Below are 16,980 nucleotides of genomic sequence, written 5' to 3'. Positions count from 1 at the left end.
TATGAGCTAGATTGTGGGAGTAGTAAGTAGGTGTATTAGAACTAGTAAATTATTTTTTAAAGGAGTTGCAATATATATCCCACATATATATAATTGTGTTAACACTAAAAACACAAAAAGGAGAAGAACTGTGAAAAAAGAGAGCAAAACAGTAAGAATGGCTGCAGAAACAAAAGAATGGATTGATGAGTTAATACTGGATGAACAAACTACATTAAAGGAAAAAATTAGACAAGGTTTAATTGATAACTTGGAAGAAAAACTGATTCAATATTTTTATGAAGAATTAGCAGGAACTAGTTTGAGTTTAACTTTAAATATTACTGTTGGAAGTGTGTTAGAGAAGGCTTACTTGGCTACAACACACTATTCGAAATCTGAATGGGAAACTCTAGCGAAGACTATGAAAGAATTAGAGACTAAATACGATACTAATAAAAAGGGTGTAACTCCAAGAATAGCTCTTGATATAGATGTCCTGAGAGGACTAGAAGCATATCAAAGGGAATTCATGGATTTAAACACCTATGCCGGAGCAAAAAGGGCAGTGAATTTGGGCTACGTAATAAAATTGGTTGTATATGCTTATTGGACAAAATATAAAGAAATGAGGGTAGGAACTTGAAACTACAAAAATTTATTAGGTTAAGTGAAGAAGAAGTTGTTAATTATGATTTTAAAAATGAATCACCAACAAGCGCAGTTCAAATGGAATCACACCCTGTAAAGAAATTCTTTCTTTACAGAAAGGATTATCAAGAAAAAGCAAAAAAAGCAAAGTTCGACTGTGACGGATGCAATCTTATTTTAGAGATACATGCTAATGTATACTCTAACAAAAAATTAGAGTATTTAGATTCAGATACGATGAACTCTTTTTATAGCACATACAGGCTTTTATTAAGATCTTTTGATAAGTCCTTCTGGGATAATGATATTATTACCTTTTGTAATAAGCGCGGTATAGATTTTAATAACGTCAACAACAAAAATAAAAAATATTTATTAAGGTATGACTGGCTTTTATCGGAAAGAGTATTTAATCACTATACCGAAATTAACAACCTCCCCGAAGTAAAGCGCTTTGCTACATTAACACATACACTAGGAAATATGACGTTATTGCCAAAAGGATACAACGTAGGCCGTGCTACACCAACTAAAGATTATTGGGATTTAACATTAATATCATTACAAAATTTTCTAGGGAGTACTTTTGATAACTTTGTAACTGATTATCACATGCAAGATTTTACTGCTGATGCAATAGAATTTTGGGAAGGCCATTCATTAGAATACCCTTTACCCGACTCGTTTGATAGAAATAATGTTAACAAACTTAATCAAGCCCAAAAAGATGAGATTGTATATAAGCGAATTTTGGAGTTTATGCAGAAGGTTAATGTTAGGATTGAAAAACGCTCTAAAAGATTGTTTATCGCTCTAAAGGAAAAGGAGAGATGTTTATGTTAACGTATAAAAATTATCTTCAGGAAAAAGATAGTTTACCTCTTCAAGAAGCAGAAGAAATCCATTCTCAAATCTTGGAGTCTGCAAAGATTACGGATAGTGAGTTCCAGGAGTATTGGGAAGAGATGATCCATTCTGCTATCATTTATGCAAATACTCGTGCTCTATGGAGTGTGAAGTCATTGGAAGAGCGTAGAGATATTGATAATAGTAGAACCCACCAACACAATGATTTTATGATAAACCTAAAAATAATTGCAACGTATATGAAGCAACAAGACTGGAGTGCAGAATGGTTTGATAAGTTGGGAACTATAGAAAAAGATAGAAAGAGATTTGGAGATTTTGCTTGCTATCTTGTTTATATCAATTCCTTAAATGCAAGATAAAACGGGATGACCTAGCAAACCCTCAAACTCACTCAGTGCAGTGGAGAACATTAAATCAAAAAAGTTTGACATTCTAAAGTACGTCAATCCCTTACAAAATCAATACTGGCAGAATTTCTATTCGAATAAATATGTAATAGTTTAAATACGTTCCTAAAGGAGATTAATTATGAGTAATATTACCGCTCTACTTTTTGATTTTACTACAGATAATTTGGATGCACATGAAATCTGGAAAGAAAACATGACCTCTGGGAGAAATGTTTTAAATGATATCATTCAATTTGAAAATGGAGAATTTAGTGATACTCCATTTGTTCGGTCAATTGAAATAGCGTGCTATGATTGTTTTAACCATATTAAGGATGAGCAAATGAGTAATATTCTTAAAATAGATAAAGAGAATCTTTGTAATTATGAAATGTATAATACTACTTATCGAAAATCTCGATCATTTACGAGAAATATGCAAAGCTTGGGAGACAAAATTATCATTTTGGCTAATAAATCAATGGTTGAACAAACTAAGCATATTTTTGAGATACGTTATAAAGAAAATGAAGAAAAATGGTCCTCTTGGCAAGCAATCGCCGGAAAATTTATAGTTACACAGGAGTATCGATTTGGCCCTGGAGGAGTAGCACAGGTTTATAGTCCATTAGCTGCAAAGCAAATAGCAAATTTTAAACAAAAATTTGAAATTAGGTATAGTGGTTCCATCTTGTTAGATATGGGGGAGCCAAACACACTAACTAGAATTATTAATGATCCTTTTAATAACGGTATTAGAAAAATTATAGATCCAACTACCTTTCAAATATTATTTGATTCACAAATAATTCAAGAAGTTCCAAGTGAAAAGAGTGACGAAATTTGGAGAAACTTTGAAGAACGTTATAGATAATTTAAATTATAAATATCCTATTATATGGAATTACTAGCCAAGAGCAATTCCTACATACTTAAAGCTGCCAACAGGCATTGTCAATAGCACTGCAATTATAGCAAGAGGCATAATCTTATTTTTAAAAGCTTTTTTCTGCTTAATTGAAGTATTTTCATAGGCGCAGGATAATGAATCACAAAGAGATCAGAAGGTTGAGGAAGGAGACAGATTAAACATGAAGGTACTGATAAAGATCGGAGAGGATGCTGGGACGATACTGGTGGACCAAGGAAAGAAGAAGGTTGAGAAGGTCGAGGTTTTCAAACCAAACTACATGAAAATAACTTTCCCGATTCTGTTCGAGGATTCATTCAACTACTTGAAACTTGAGAACATCTGAATCACCACATGAGATTTAAAGAGCACGAGAAGAAGAGTTTGTCTGAAATTCTACACATCACAATGAATGATGGGTTCTTCCACCCCATTAAACCTCTGATCATAGAGGTTGAAGAGGTTCGGAAATTAGATTGGTAACAAGAATAGAACATCAACATCATAGTGGCCTTATATAATTAGAACATAACTCCATTAACAATTGAAAATTTAAGGGGAAATAGTGTAATAAAAGACAATATTTGGTGCAATTAATTTGCCTCTTATGAATTTTACTAAGTCAAATTAATATTTTTTAATCCATGGAAACGAGGTAATTTATGTCCAACCATATAGAAAATTTCTTTCAAATAAAATTAGATCAACTAGAAAAACAATATAAAACTGAAAAAGCTATTATGTATAAAGGCTTTTACAGTTCTGTGTTTTCTAATTCTCAGCAACTTTCAATTCTTTCGATATTTCATAGTACAATTAATGATTTGTTTTCATTTATGAACCATAAAAATAATCCAGGTTATGGTGGCCATTATAATGCAGATGAAAGTAGAATGCTATTAGACATAATTGAACAAATACAAATTTTTCAGGCTACCACAAATGAATTTATAGAATATAGATTTAAATTAGATGACTATTACTCTAATCTAATAATGAAATGTAGGGATTTTCTTACAAAAAGCGGTGGTAGTTCTATACCAGATGATTTTCAAAGAATAGATATTATTGAAGGTAAACCTATCTTTACTAAACTAGATGTCACTGAAATAGAAAGAGTATCTACTTTTAACTCGTTAGCTATTCAGAAAATAGGTGGAGGTTCATATGCTACGGTTTTTAAATACACCGACCCCCATTATGAAACCGAGTTTGCTTTAAAAAGAGCGAAACCTAATCTCAGAGAAGATGAATTAAAAAGGTTTGAGCTTGAATATAAACTATTAAAGTCTTTTGACTCTCCTTTTATTATCAAGGCTTATAAATATAATACCCACAAACATGAGTACACTATGGAAATTGCTGATAAAACTTTAGAAAAATTTTATAAATATAATAACGCTTCTATTTCTTTTGAAACAAGGAGAATGTTAGTTAATCAGTTGATGTTAGCTTTTGAATACATTCATTCAAAAGCAATATTACACCGCGATATTAGCTATCAAAATATACTAATTAAACAGTACGAAGATCGAATTATGTTGAAAGTTTGTGATTTTGGATTAGTAAAACGTCCTGAAAGTAAATTAACAAGAGTAGGTACGGAAGTAAAAGGGGCTATTAATGACTATTCTGATTTAGATTTTATAGGTTTTGAAAATTATGAAATAAGACATGAAACTTATGCATTATCTAAAGTTGTTTATTTTTTACTTACTGGCCGCACCTCAAATTATAATAAAGAAAAAAATATTGAGTTGAAAAAATTTATATTAAGAGGTATTGGAGCTAAAGAAGGAAGATTTGTAAGTGTTGGTGAAATAAGAGGTGTTTTGATGGAAAAAGTTTTCCCTTCGCTAAAAAAAGATATTTTAACAATGCAGAAGTGAGCTAATTATAGAGATAAAATTTTTTACCGAAAAAAATGAAAACCTATTTAATACAAGGTAAGAGGCCTCTCTTAATCTTTGCGTGAAATTCTAATTTAACGAAAAGATGTGTAGACCAAGAGAATGTATGTTTGTTATAATAAAAGGACTAGAAATAATTTCTAGTCCTTTTACTTGGGTATTAGCGCTACGCACCGTTAATTAATTGGCACAGTGAGTAGTACACCAAAGCAATAAATAACGTGTCGCTAATTATAGGGCGCAACAAGTTATGTATTACTATACCCTAATATATTACTTCGTAATATTAATAATACCATTATCCACTATAAAAATAAAGGTGTAAAGAGGCGTCTATATGCAGCAACCATTTTCTAACCATTCTATAAAAGTTTTCTTTGACGAAAGCGGTAAAAATCAAAAACATCCTCACTTGATGGCGGGCTTACTCATTCCATCACAATATTACAGTTCATCGGCTATTCAGGAACTCAATGAGATCATTAAAACTTCAAAACTTCATTGGACCGATTATAACGGTGACAGTAAAAAAAGGAATCAAATTTGGAAGATATTACGTACTATTCTTAAAGACGAAAGACTTTTGACAATGAACGTAATCTCATACAATCAATCTAAAATTGAGCAAAACTCAAAAAAATTAGCCAATATGTATCCAGATATTGCTGATCAAACAATTTTCATGAAGTTTCCTGAACGAATAATTTATGGCTTGTTACGTGGATACGGCTCTCATGTTCATCTTGATACTCAAATTTTTATTGAGGATGATTCACAATATCATAATAATAAATATGACTTAAGGACTCAGCTTTTTCAGCAGTTAAATATACAATCAATTTATCGAGGTGAAAGATTCACGATCAAAGAAGTTGATTATTACCCAAAACAAACTGAAGTTGGAATAGAAATTACGGATATATTATTAGGGATTGTTCGCACTATCATCCGTAATGAAGAATCGACTACCCGTTCAACAAGAGAAAAGAATAAATTTATTATTTCTTTGCTTAAGGCTGAACCAGCTTTCAGCACCTTTCTTAGTCGGATTAAATATTATGAATGGGGCAGTGCTCACGAGCTAGTTGAAGTCAATTTTGATAGCTACTTAAAAATCTTTATAAATTCAAACATAGAAAACTTTTAACTTTCTTATTGACCTAAATACAGATTATAAAAATATTGAGGATAAAATATGAAAAACAAAACAATCTTGGTGTATCTTATTCTTTTCGTATATATATTGATACTCCTTCCAATTATTCTGCAGATAGTAGGTATGAATATTATGGCCTCTGTAATAATTGGTATATTGGCCGGCAGCTCTATTACCTACTTAACCTTGAAATCAGCACATAACCCTAACAAAGAGGTTGTAGGGAAATGGGACAATTTCAGGTCTTATATAAACGATAAAGTATCGTTTATCGCTACTTACTCAATTCTAATAGGAGTAATAGTATATATTTTTTATTATGGGTTTTGTATTAAACTGATCCCACTTTTATACAGATTAGATAAACAATCTTTATCAACTTCAGAACAAATCTTGTACATACTTAATAATGGACAATTTTACGTTGAATTCGCCACAGCTGCTACCTTATTGGGGCTATATCATTTATTAAGCGAAGGAAGAGCAAAGCTAAAAGCAAAGAATCTTAAAAACAAAACGGCACGAAGCTAACAACAAGAAAGAACATGTGTTCGTTAAAATTGTATTATACGCATACTACTTACATCCATTCATCGTACATATCTTTTCGTGCTTGATGATAAAGCCGTGTATATAAATGGGTTTGATGAGGACTATTATGCCCTAGCAGTGTTTGAATGGCCATAAAGGGCATCCCTCTTCTTGATAAATGTGCTGCGAATGTATGACGTAACGTATGTGGAGAAACATGTCTTCCCAGCTTTTTGGAATAACTATCAAATCTGGATTGAATGGTACGAGGGCACATCTCACCTGTTCTCGAATAGTTTACAAAGACAAATGGAAGCTCATCCTCACGTACATCTAAATAGGCTTTTAAATGTTCTCCGGCCTCTCTTGTAAATAAGACGATTCTTTCTTTTTTACGTTTCCCTTTAGGAATGGTAATCATGCGATCTGGCCAATAAATTTCTTCCTTTTTCATTGAAACTAACTCCTTTAATCGTACACCCGTTGCAAAAAATATCTCAATAACTGCCCTTTCCTCTATTCGTCCCTTCAAGATTGTTCGTAACAGCGCTAATTCACTCATTTGTAAGTAATGTGGCAATGTATCATTTACTTCTGGATAAGGTATGGATTCAACTGGATTCTTGGAAAGGATTCCTTCTTCCACACAGAACTTGAAAAATAACTTAATGCCAGCTAGTTTTGTTTTTAAGGTGACCGGTTTATATCCACGTGCATCTAAAAAAGACATCCACCTTCTAATATCACTAGACATGACTTCCTCAAGTGGTTTATTACCATATTCGATGAGTTGATTAACCGCTAGCAGATAACAATATAAGGTGGTTTCTTCCAATCGAAACATATACTCATCTCTAAACTGCGTCAAACATGTTTGTAGTGTCATCAAGGAAGCCCCTCCTATCCCATATATTTTCGATATAGTACCATGATTTCTCTTTTCGGAAGACGAGCGTAGATTTGGGTGGTCCTAATATCCCGATGACCTAGTTCATCTCCAATAAATGACAACTCTGCTCCTTTGGCTAATAATTCTGTAGCAAATGTATGGCGCAAACGATGTGGGTTCAAACTGGAGGACAAGCCCGCATCCTCTCCTATCTTCCTGATAATATCTTGGATAGTTCGAACACTTAAACGTTTTCCTTTCCAAGAAATAAAAAGGCTATTCGGGAACGTAGGTCTAACAGAGAAATACCGTTCCAATAGATAGGCACATTTTTCGGTAAAATGAACATAGCGAATTTTCTTCCCTTTCCCGACTACACGTGCTATACGGTTTTCTAAATCTACATCCTCTTTATTTAACTCACTAACTTCACTTACTCGACATCCCGTCGTAAGCATAAATTCAACTAACACCTGATTTCTTAGGGACATTAACTCACTTTGGCTTCGCATTTTGGCAATTTCCCCCTTTTCTAGATACTTCGGGATGGATTGAGGAAGGCGAGGAAACCATCTACTCTTAACAGGAGATACTTCCACCAACTCTTCTGCTACACAAAAGTTATAAAAGGAAGAAAGGATACTTAATCGTAGTCTTAGTGTTGCCTGACTATGATGTGCTTCATTATGTTGGAACCATTCAAGGATTGTATGGGAGGATAACAACGTAAATGGCTCCTTCATTTCTCCAAAAAATCTTTCTAGAAAAAAGCGATAGACCTTAATCGTGTTTTTACTTCTGTTTAATATTTTTAAACTCATTAAAAACTCTCCTACGATTTCTTGATTGACTTTTATGGGTAATGTTTTCGTTAATTCCCAGTAATTACTCATTCTTTCACCTCTTTAATTGTAAAGATCATATTGTTTTTTTCGTGCATGTTCCATCAGTCTTGTATAAATGCGGGTACTATTAATATCAACATGGCCTAGAAGTTCCTGAATGTAACTTTGTGGCATATTCTTCTCCGCTAAATGGGCAGCAAAGGTATGACGCAAGGTATGTGGGGTGATTTTAAAACCAAGTGTTTTGGAGAAGCTACGAAAGTTTTTTTGAATATATTCCCGGTGTAGCGGCATCCCTCTTCGATTACAAAATAAATACTCGCTATAAACTTCCCGCTTGTCGAGATACCACTTTAGCCGTTCTGCACAATCATGGGTAAAAAGGACAAAACGTTCTTTATTTCCTTTTCCTTTATGTATCCATATTTGGCGCGTATCCCATTTTATTTCTTTTAGTTTGATGTGTAATAGCTCACTAACCCTCACTCCTGTGGCATATAGGGTTTCAATAATGGGACGGAATTGATAATCCCCCTTTGTTAATTCTTGAAGTTGTGCAACTTGGCGCTTACTTAGATAGTATGGTAGAGAATCATCTTTTTTAAGGGCTTTTACAGTTAACGTAGGGGGGTTTTTCAAGATATTCTCTTCTATACAATACTGGTAAAAGGATTTTAAGCCTGCTAGCTTAATATGAATAGTATTTTTACTCAGACCTTCTTCCACCATGGAAGCAAGCCATGCCCTTATATCTGTCGCTTTCACTTCATCGTAATTTTTCCTGCAAAATGAAAAGAATTGATGGAGGGAAAGTTTATAACTTCTTAATGTCTCCGCGCTATAGCGAGAGCGGTTATCTTCCAAAAACGATTGGATTACATCTGTTTTCATAATTCACTACCCCATTTTATTTTGATAAGCGGAAATAATATCTTCCGATAAAATACGTGCATAAATACGTGTCGTATTCAAGTTTACATGTCCCAATTCATCCGCTATTAATTCAAGGGTTGCTCCCCTTGCTAACATGTTCGTTGCAAACGTATGACGACAACAATGCGGATGTAACGTTTTTGGTAGTCCAGCCTTAGTACCAATTTTTCTAGTAATGGAATAAATAGTGTAGGTGGTTAAAGGTTGACCTGAATGAGATATAAATAGCGGTTCCTCCTTCTTATAGGGTCTGGAGTGAAGATATTCGTTCAGGGCAATGGAACACTCCTCAGAATAGTGTACATTTCGAATTCTCTTTCCTTTCCCAGTTACCTCTGCTGTTCTTTTTTCTAGATTGACGTCTTGGATTAAAAGGGTAGAAACTTCTGAACTCCTGCAACCAGACGAAAATAAAAATAGAATTAACGCACGATCACGAGGAGCCAAATTCTCCGCCACAATTTTCACCTTAGAGTATTCCATTTCATTTAAATACTTGGGCAAGGACTGTGGGATTTTAGGTCTCCATCTTTTTTTAATTACTACATTTTCTAGGTACTCTTCAGCTAGACAAAATTGAAAAAATGAAGTCAGTGCGGATAAGTAAGCGTCTACTGTCCGTTCCTTTTTTCCCTGAGTAAACTGTTTCAAATGCTTTCTCACTTCTTCAGCTGTTAATAGTTTTAAAGGAACTGTACACTCTGCGAAAAATCGTTCTAAAAACCAACGATAATTTCTGATAGTCTTTTCTGATTTGTTGGCCAGTTTTAAACCTAGCAAATATTCATTCATAATCGTCCTCGTTGATTCTTCCTTAATCTCACTCTTCCAATACTCTCTCATCAATGAACCTCCTTCTCTATCAAGTGCTTACGTATGATAATCTTTAACTAATAATCTCTTTTTTATACTCTGAATCCATGCAGACCTTGGCTTGGAAATTAAACACTAATCATATCTCCATGTCGATTAAGATAAAGAATATATAGGCTTATTTAATAAATTTCGTCCGAAAATGAAAAATGAGCGCTAATCCTTGTTTGAGGATAGCGCTCTTTAATTGAATGTTGAATACTGTTCTAATTATTCATCTCTATATCTAAAAAATGATCATTCTGTTTTATTACCAAGTTTTAAAAAGGTAACTTGGAGGCTGTTCGCATACTTAAAACATTAAGAGATTTGAACAACAAACCTGGCAACTAGTTAGCCCAGTATGTTAGCTGAAAAAAATCGGCGTCCTCTAAACCTCTTCCATTTTAAACCTGGTGTTAATCCTGATATTTCTTCCATTTACTCGAGATGAAGATATATAGTGTTTATCCTCAAGAGCCTGAACAAATTTTCGGTGCACTTCATTATTCCTAATTTGAGGACGCTTTCCGTTTTCAGCTATCTCCGCATAGGGATCACCCAATTTTGTTAACAATTCTGTAATAGTAACAAAATCAAACTCTTCTATTCGCTTACTGATTAGAATGAGCTTATTATCAACACGCATATCAACAGCCATTAGCCAGTCAAAAACTTCCTTGGATACTTGCACATGATTTTCGAGGATAAAGTCAGCCAATCCCTCAAAAAATGCTGTATCTTCTTTTAATAAGCCAGCTACGTCAAGTCCCTCAATCAAACGGATTTTATACTTTTCCGGGACGCGCTCTGAATGAAATAGCTGCACCACACTATCATGTTCCAACGGATAGTTATCCATATTTTCAATAAATTGATCTATATTTTCCTCCAGGTATAAGCAAACAAGGTTGTTGTAATTTGCTTTCAATGATTGAAAGTTCTCATTACTCAGTTTTAGCACACCCTGAATTATCATTGTTTCTACTCTTTTCATAGGTATGGAATCAACTGGAAAGTAGCTGAATTTTGAGATGCTGCTTGTTAATACCTCAAAGGACTCTTCTGTAATCTCCTGATTTTTTATAATTGCTTCAGATACTTTTTCCACAGTATCTATATCAAACTTCTCTGCATCCCCTATATAATGTTTAGATAGCTCGCTTGCAACTTCTGGGTTATTAAGAAAGTTAACTAAATCCTCATCAAAGCTTTCCCCCTCTTGGAAATAAGCTACCACATTTGACCAGGTTACCTTAATTTTTTTGAAACTAACAAGCACTGGCCAAATTTCATGATTTATATTGGCGATATTGGAAATTACTACAGGTTGCTCTACAATAACTTTTTCTTTTAGATTCATTGAGACATCTTTACGATTCAATAAATCAATCAGCGCATGCTCTGTTTCCTCCTTGATCGCCACTTTTAAAAGTACTTGATCTACGTATATTTCTATATTTGAATCAATATAATTTTGGACATCTTGTCGATCCGTTTGCTTAATGAAAGAATAAGATAATTGTTCCATAGTTACTCCAAGGATGGTTGCTAATGTACTTGGATTAATTTTATATAACTCCTTTTCAACCACATTATCGATAAGATCCTGATCGCTCGATAGTTTTTCCAAGCCCAGAAATTTCACATCCAGTTCTAGTAATATCTGCATCCGTTTGTTGTTATCTGTTGGTGCTATTGTTAGAAAATCATGATGTCGCGCGATAAAATCTGATAGTTTCTCTCCTTTGTTAATCTTTTTAATATCGTCTATGTTGGCAAAGGCTAGGATGTCAGATACATAACTATCCTTTTCTTCCGCTGAGAAATTAGATTCCTTCTCGATAAAATGCCATATATTGTCCCATTTTCTACAGATGGATTGGATAAACCGTTTCTTTTGCGTCGCTGTTCGCCTGAACCCGTCAATAAAATCGATGGATTCTTTCTTTTCGTTGGCTAGCTGGGTAATAATGGTGTCGTAAAAAGTTTGGTAAGTTTCACGATGACTATTTTCCATCAGATGGTTAAGTAAATAATAATTGAGGATTTCCACCTGTTTAAATTCATTACCATTCAAACGTTCAATAATTTTATCGATATTGTTCAGAGAATGATGTGCTTCTAACGGTTCATGATTTTTGACACTAAAGATGAATTTCATATCTGTTTCAGTTAAGCTACCTGGATGGAAGTAAGTGAGATAGTGGTTATACATCTCATCAATATATCCATGACGTAGCAGGTAAATTAACAGCTTTTTATCATAAATACCCTCCGAGAAAACATCTTTAGGGTCGCTTTCTTCGATTAATTCTTTCAAGGATTTGGCGCTAGTTTCTGTTTTTTGTTGTTTTAGCTCGGCTAATTCTTCCTTGAGGAGATCTATTCTGTCTTCTTCACGTATCTTTATATATTCCTCTCGCTCAAAGTAGTTTTGCTTGGTGTCGAAGACAGTCGCGATTTGCTCGGCTTTGGTCTGACCGCTACCACGGTTGGGCAAGTTATAGTTAACTCTGTCTGTCTGTTTCAGATTATCGAAAAAATTTTGTTCGTTATAGCTATTGTTATTGTTATAGCTTGTTGCCCCAATGTTAATAGCATAGTTCTGGTATCTATTCGGTTTATAAATCCCTAACTCATCTAAATAACTCACTTGCAATTCTCTTAATGAAGTCAGTGTTTCTTGCTCTGTCCCTTTAATCTTTAACTCTAGCGTTTCAATTTCCGTTTCTAGCGTGTGCGTTCGAGTGCGAATAATCACGGATTTATTTTGTAAAACATCGTAGACAAGTCCCTTCTTATATTGCAATTGCGAGAAGTCAAACGGATAGATATTTTTATAGATGACCATAGCTAAGAGTTTATTCAAATCAAGGTCGATGCCCCCAAGCTTGTCCTTGTAAATAATAAATTCGTTAAAAACATTTTTTAAAATCCGCATATCATCTATGTAAATCGTCACATCGTTTAAGAAACTCCTGTCTATTTTGTCTGTGTACGTTAATTTGTCAATTTTCTCCGTTAATTTATCTATCGAATTTGAGGAGTTAATAATCGGGATGACAGGAATGATAAAATCAAAAAATTTCGTGCGATTTTTGCTGAAGTCAATCGTATCTTGCATCTTGCTGCTGTCCTTATCGACGACACCGAAGATTTCATCCTTAACGGCATATATAAACACAACCCTCCGTTTGATTTGCTCGGAGTTGTTGATAAGCGCATTCAACTCTCGTAAGCTCTCAAATATAACTAAGTTATCAAATCGGTCCAAATCCTCGAAAATTACAACATCATACTTAGTAGCTTCAAAGAAATAAAGAATTTCATCGAGGTATTTATCAAAGATGGATTGAGCATCCACGTTATTTTTTTCAATCGTCGCATTGGCAATTGTCACTTTATTAAAGTTTAGATTGCCGCGGATCAAGCTGTAAATATTTTTTAAAAAGACAAATGGAAACAACAAGGTGACTGTAATCAGAAAAAAGGTCCATAAGATGTTTAAAGGTTGTCCACTAATGAAATTTTGTTGAAGTAGAGTCCCCTGAAAGTTGTCTTTTAGGTATGTTGGTTGAAATAGATAGATACTAGCTGTCACTGAGGCTACCAATAATGTGAGAAAAAGAATAATACTGCGATTTTTCACATGCTTAATGCGCTTGAATCGCGAAAAGGGAATGGTACGATCCTTGACTCGATATATCATTTGTTGGAGGATGCTTTTCTCTAGGTCATCCTCTTCGTTTTTCCCTTCTTGTGGCTGAAAAGTTGCTAACGAGATATTTAAAAAATGGTACGTATTTCCATGCTTTTTTTCATACGTCTTAAGTACACTACTCTTTCCTGAACCGTATGGCCCAGTCAATGCAATGTTCTTCACATTGTCATTCTCCAAGCCCCAAGATATTGCCTCTGCATATTTACCATTTTCATCAATGTCAGTGCTTGGCGTTAAGTCCTCGAACAAACTTTTAGGCTTGTTTTCACCGGTAGCTAGTTTGGTCTGGAGCTTGGTAAGGCTGTTGGTTAGTTTCGTTAACGCTTGGATAATCCATTTTTTCATTAGTACACCTACTATACTATAAATTTATTAGGTTCGCTGTACGACGCTTTGCATACAGAGTCATCATTTTTATTAATTTAATAATAACATTTGTAAAAATTTAGTGTGATTAATAAATATATTTACTCAATCAAATGGTCCAAAAATGAAAACAAGCACATATCCTTATATGGATTGCGCTCGAGCGTATTATTAGGTCAGCCTCTTCTCCTCTTATTCTGGTTGACCTTTTTTGAAAGGTCTTATGATAGCGGTAGTCGGGGTAGAGCGTAGCGCTTGTGGGATTTGACGTCAGTAAAACTGTTCGCCCCCTACTTGTATAAACATGTTTTAGCTGGTTGAGACATGGATCCCATTAACCAAGCGAACTTATGGCATTACAAGGAGCTTAGGGGTTACCGACTAATTAAATTATTATAGGAGCAGATTGGTAGATGAACCCAGTGATTGTTCTGGATGTTTCAAAAGGAGACAGTCGGGTACAAGCCTTTTTCACGATGAGCTCTATTTTATCTTAATTAAGCTCCCAGATTGTTGAAGATCTTATAATATTATCTTATTAAAGAAAAGCTCCTAGATTGCGGAATATACTAAAATAAATTGTTTGGTTTTATTCAATTATTTTATTTCAGTTTCGCTTTATATTTTTCTAATATCTCGAACGTTAATTCTCCAGGATAACTGTCTACTATCTTTCCATTTGAATCAATAAAGTATGTGGTAGGTAAATTCAAGACTTGATAATGCCTAAAAACACCTTCTGTATCTAATAAAATCGGAAATGATATATCTAAATCATTTACAAAATTTCGGACACTTTGCTCACTTATTTCTTGACTGGTAATATTAACACCCATTACAACAACCTCTTCGCTATATTCCGTATGGAATTTTTCTAACTCAGGCATTTCATTTTCACAAGGCTCACACCAAGAAGCCCAAAAATTAAGTATGATTGGTTTCCCTTTATAACTTGATAGACTTGTTTGTGTACTATCTAATGCTTGTAATTCAAAATCAGTTGCAGAATCACCGGGGCTATTACCTGCTACACTATTTTGTTTATCAGTAAAATGTAGATAGACTGCCGTAATAACTAATGAAACAATAATCAAAATACCTATCATTTTTTTCATTTTCAATCCCCTATCTTCCTCTTGATATGGTCCTCCTCTAATTTTAATAACAAATAAGTTTGTACTCAATCTCTCCATTACTTATTATTAATATATTTAAAAATATTACATTGATAACAATAAATAGTTTTAACCGAACGAAGCATTTCTTATATGCTCTAAAAGGTGGAATATAAAATTATCAAAGTTATGTTTTATTTCCTGTAAGCCAAGCAAGTAGGTATCCGGTAAATACTATTAAAACTTATTTAAGGAGCGAACCGCTACTTGGGTAATCGCTCCTAGATTGTTGAAGACCTTTTATTCCATTTCAATTTATTTAAGGAAAACAACATTGCTAAACGTAAACTTATTAAATAGTCTTGAAAGGGCAATAAAAAAAGAAACACAAAGTCTTTAATAACTTACAATATTGCGAACATCAACAAGTAATTGCTCTTATCAATTCAATATTAATAGGTTGTGTATAGTGAGAAATAATACATATGATGCTCTTTATCTAATTTTGACAATATATTCTGAAGCGATTATTTGTAACAAATCGGTCAACTCATTTTTATTAACATTAAAAAACAAACTCGAGCCACTATTAAAAGAGTGTAACAGTAGCTCATTTCCTTTTAGTAATTGAAAATCAAATACTTCCGTAGGAATACTAGGTGATTTGGATTTTAATAAAATATCCTCTACCCCAGCGTCAACTCTATAAAAGCTAGCACGCATACCTTGTTCAATTGGTTTTTCATTTAATTTGTATGGCTCTAATAACTTATATGCTTTCGTACTTACCTGAAATTCTTCTGAAACATTTAAATCTCCCGCCCAGTACTTAACTATTAAACAATCTGCTTTTCTTAGACAATAACTTACTACGTTATTCCAATTTTTCTTATTTAAATTAAAGCGGTAACTTTCTTTGCTTGTATTTATTGATGGATTAGTTAAATCTAAATAATGTGAAAATCCTTCCATTTTATCACCCCGTTTTTTTTTGCAATACCAAAAAATCATCAAACGATTAGTTTTTCATTCTTTAATTTAAAGTTTAGAGTCCACTGCCTTCTTTTTAAGTTAGAAACGACTGCTGCAATCGCTCCTAGTTTGTTGAGTTAAAAATCCATATAACGATAATGGAAACTCCGAATTTCTAAGTTGGTCAAATAGTAATAATCTAATTGTCCCTTAATCTATCCTCTCTAAAAAGCTCACCTTTGGTCTTACATACTGGAAAAGAGCTGCGATAAGACAAAGTGCACTACAAGATAGTAAGACATAGGATATAATCTGAGCCCCTTCAGTAACAGAGGAGACCATTTTCAACCCTAATACAAACAGTACCACTGCTATAAATGATAGGAAAATCGCAAAAACATTTTTCTTGCTTCTTAAAGTATAGTACCCGACAGTGATAATTAGATATATACTACTTAACGCCATCACGACTGGGAAGGTCGGTTTATACTTTACGGCATAAACAAAGTAATCAAGTCTTGAAATATCACTAGCTTTTTGTACCGAACCAGAGAAAGGAGTTGAATACTTCCATTCAAAGGGTCTATCCACAATTTCGGCACCTTCATACCAGGTTGCTAAGGTTGAAAAAAGAAAGAAAACTAAACCAATTCCTAATAGAACTATTAACCTATTCACATTAAAACCTCCATACATAATTTCCAATTCCCCTATAATACTTAGACGTTTTTTAAGTACGTAAAGTTTTAACCGTATTCCATTAAACTCCCTCTATAAAGAAAGAGATAACTCTTGTTTTCTCGCTTATTCTCAATATTTCTATAAGGTTTAATTTTTCATAACATTTGAAGTGTGGTTAGATGTTGAAAATAAGGATGATTTTGGGCA

Annotated in this window: 16 protein-coding genes; 8 read left to right on the top strand and 8 right to left on the bottom strand. The window is 33.7% G+C overall.

Annotation, left to right across the window (positions count from 1 at the left end; translation table 11 throughout):
- Window positions 1-13: 13 nt before the first annotated feature.
- The 8 genes from HC179_RS15125 (at window position 14) to HC179_RS15090 (ending at window position 6,396) form a co-directional block, all read left to right on the top strand.
- On the top strand, window positions 14-625 hold the full coding sequence (locus HC179_RS15125; RefSeq protein ID WP_168865060.1) for a hypothetical protein: 612 nt from the start codon (window positions 14-16) through the stop codon (window positions 623-625).
- The gene (locus tag HC179_RS15120; protein WP_168865059.1) at window positions 622-1,473 is read left to right on the top strand and encodes a hypothetical protein; all 852 of its coding nucleotides are present in this window, start codon (window positions 622-624) and stop codon (window positions 1,471-1,473) included. The genes HC179_RS15125 and HC179_RS15120 overlap by 4 nt, the downstream gene beginning before the upstream one ends.
- Window positions 1,467-1,859 carry a hypothetical protein gene (locus tag HC179_RS15115; RefSeq protein ID WP_168865058.1) on the top strand — a complete coding sequence of 131 codons (393 nt, stop codon included), beginning with the start codon at window positions 1,467-1,469 and terminating at the stop codon, window positions 1,857-1,859. The genes HC179_RS15120 and HC179_RS15115 overlap by 7 nt, the downstream gene beginning before the upstream one ends.
- Before the next feature lie 169 nt (window positions 1,860-2,028).
- Window positions 2,029-2,763, top strand: coding sequence for a hypothetical protein (locus HC179_RS15110; protein ID WP_168865057.1), 735 nt, complete (start codon window positions 2,029-2,031; stop codon window positions 2,761-2,763).
- A 217-nt stretch (window positions 2,764-2,980) separates the two neighbouring features.
- The gene (locus HC179_RS15105; protein WP_168865056.1) at window positions 2,981-3,145 is read left to right on the top strand and encodes a hypothetical protein; all 165 of its coding nucleotides are present in this window, start codon (window positions 2,981-2,983) and stop codon (window positions 3,143-3,145) included.
- Window positions 3,146-3,461: 316 nt separating this feature from the next.
- Window positions 3,462-4,688: a protein kinase family protein gene (locus HC179_RS15100; protein WP_168865055.1), complete on the top strand. Its 1,227-nt coding sequence runs from the start codon at window positions 3,462-3,464 to the stop codon at window positions 4,686-4,688.
- Between the two features lie 358 nt (window positions 4,689-5,046).
- Complete coding sequence (locus HC179_RS15095) at window positions 5,047-5,856, top strand: DUF3800 domain-containing protein (protein ID WP_168865054.1); 810 nt, start codon at window positions 5,047-5,049, stop codon at window positions 5,854-5,856.
- Between the two features lie 48 nt (window positions 5,857-5,904).
- Window positions 5,905-6,396, top strand: a complete 492-nt coding sequence (locus tag HC179_RS15090) for a hypothetical protein (RefSeq protein ID WP_168865053.1) — start codon at window positions 5,905-5,907, stop codon at window positions 6,394-6,396.
- 49 nt (window positions 6,397-6,445) lie between these two features.
- On the opposite strand, the gene HC179_RS15085 is transcribed toward HC179_RS15090, so the two are convergent.
- The 8 genes from HC179_RS15085 to HC179_RS15050 all read right to left on the bottom strand — a co-directional run bounded on the left by HC179_RS15085 (window position 6,446) and on the right by HC179_RS15050 (window position 16,770).
- Window positions 6,446-7,282 carry a tyrosine-type recombinase/integrase gene (locus HC179_RS15085; RefSeq protein ID WP_168865052.1) on the bottom strand — a complete coding sequence of 279 codons (837 nt, stop codon included), beginning with the start codon at window positions 7,280-7,282 and terminating at the stop codon, window positions 6,446-6,448.
- Window positions 7,283-7,296: 14 nt separating this feature from the next.
- Window positions 7,297-8,178: a site-specific tyrosine recombinase/integron integrase gene (gene xerA, locus HC179_RS15080; protein ID WP_168865051.1), complete on the bottom strand. Its 882-nt coding sequence runs from the start codon at window positions 8,176-8,178 to the stop codon at window positions 7,297-7,299.
- A 12-nt stretch (window positions 8,179-8,190) separates the two neighbouring features.
- On the bottom strand, window positions 8,191-9,021 hold the full coding sequence (locus HC179_RS15075; RefSeq protein WP_168865050.1) for a tyrosine-type recombinase/integrase: 831 nt from the start codon (window positions 9,019-9,021) through the stop codon (window positions 8,191-8,193).
- Window positions 9,022-9,027: 6 nt separating this feature from the next.
- The gene (locus HC179_RS15070; RefSeq protein WP_240948547.1) at window positions 9,028-9,906 is read right to left on the bottom strand and encodes a tyrosine-type recombinase/integrase; all 879 of its coding nucleotides are present in this window, start codon (window positions 9,904-9,906) and stop codon (window positions 9,028-9,030) included.
- Between the two features lie 400 nt (window positions 9,907-10,306).
- Window positions 10,307-13,984 carry a KAP family NTPase gene (locus tag HC179_RS21040; protein WP_240948546.1) on the bottom strand — a complete coding sequence of 1,226 codons (3,678 nt, stop codon included), beginning with the start codon at window positions 13,982-13,984 and terminating at the stop codon, window positions 10,307-10,309.
- Window positions 13,985-14,607: 623 nt separating this feature from the next.
- On the bottom strand, window positions 14,608-15,120 hold the full coding sequence (locus HC179_RS15060; protein ID WP_168865049.1) for a TlpA disulfide reductase family protein: 513 nt from the start codon (window positions 15,118-15,120) through the stop codon (window positions 14,608-14,610).
- A 495-nt stretch (window positions 15,121-15,615) separates the two neighbouring features.
- The gene (locus HC179_RS15055) at window positions 15,616-16,092 is read right to left on the bottom strand and encodes a hypothetical protein (protein WP_168865048.1); all 477 of its coding nucleotides are present in this window, start codon (window positions 16,090-16,092) and stop codon (window positions 15,616-15,618) included.
- A gap of 210 nt (window positions 16,093-16,302) precedes the next feature.
- Window positions 16,303-16,770 (bottom strand): DUF4306 domain-containing protein, encoded by a 468-nt coding sequence (locus HC179_RS15050; RefSeq protein ID WP_168865047.1) that lies wholly within the window; start codon window positions 16,768-16,770, stop codon window positions 16,303-16,305.
- Window positions 16,771-16,980 lie beyond the last annotated feature (210 nt).

This window comes from Bacillus sp. RO1 (genome assembly GCF_012524115.1).
Classification (GTDB): domain Bacteria; phylum Bacillota; class Bacilli; order Bacillales; family Bacillaceae_I; genus Sutcliffiella_A.
The sequence above is the reverse complement of the archived record's forward strand: the minus strand, read 5'-3'. Positions and strand labels throughout refer to the sequence as shown.

Excerpts from the sequence above, each read along its gene's own strand:
- HC179_RS15115 (WP_168865058.1), top strand. The coding sequence starts at position 1,467 with ATGTTAACGTATAAAAATTATCTTCAGGAAAAAGATAGTTTACCTCTT.
- HC179_RS15110 (WP_168865057.1), top strand. The coding sequence starts at position 2,029 with ATGAGTAATATTACCGCTCTACTTTTTGATTTTACTACAGATAATTTG.
- HC179_RS15105 (WP_168865056.1), top strand. The coding sequence starts at position 2,981 with ATGAAGGTACTGATAAAGATCGGAGAGGATGCTGGGACGATACTGGTG.
- HC179_RS15100 (WP_168865055.1), top strand. The coding sequence starts at position 3,462 with ATGTCCAACCATATAGAAAATTTCTTTCAAATAAAATTAGATCAACTA.
- HC179_RS15095 (WP_168865054.1), top strand. The coding sequence starts at position 5,047 with ATGCAGCAACCATTTTCTAACCATTCTATAAAAGTTTTCTTTGACGAA.
- HC179_RS15090 (WP_168865053.1), top strand. The coding sequence starts at position 5,905 with ATGAAAAACAAAACAATCTTGGTGTATCTTATTCTTTTCGTATATATA.
- HC179_RS15085 (WP_168865052.1), bottom strand. The coding sequence starts at position 7,282 with ATGACACTACAAACATGTTTGACGCAGTTTAGAGATGAGTATATGTTT.
- xerA (WP_168865051.1), bottom strand. The coding sequence starts at position 8,178 with ATGAGTAATTACTGGGAATTAACGAAAACATTACCCATAAAAGTCAAT.
- HC179_RS15075 (WP_168865050.1), bottom strand. The coding sequence starts at position 9,021 with ATGAAAACAGATGTAATCCAATCGTTTTTGGAAGATAACCGCTCTCGC.
- HC179_RS15070 (WP_240948547.1), bottom strand. The coding sequence starts at position 9,906 with ATGAGAGAGTATTGGAAGAGTGAGATTAAGGAAGAATCAACGAGGACG.
- HC179_RS21040 (WP_240948546.1), bottom strand. The coding sequence starts at position 13,984 with ATGAAAAAATGGATTATCCAAGCGTTAACGAAACTAACCAACAGCCTT.
- HC179_RS15060 (WP_168865049.1), bottom strand. The coding sequence starts at position 15,120 with ATGAAAAAAATGATAGGTATTTTGATTATTGTTTCATTAGTTATTACG.
- HC179_RS15055 (WP_168865048.1), bottom strand. The coding sequence starts at position 16,092 with ATGGAAGGATTTTCACATTATTTAGATTTAACTAATCCATCAATAAAT.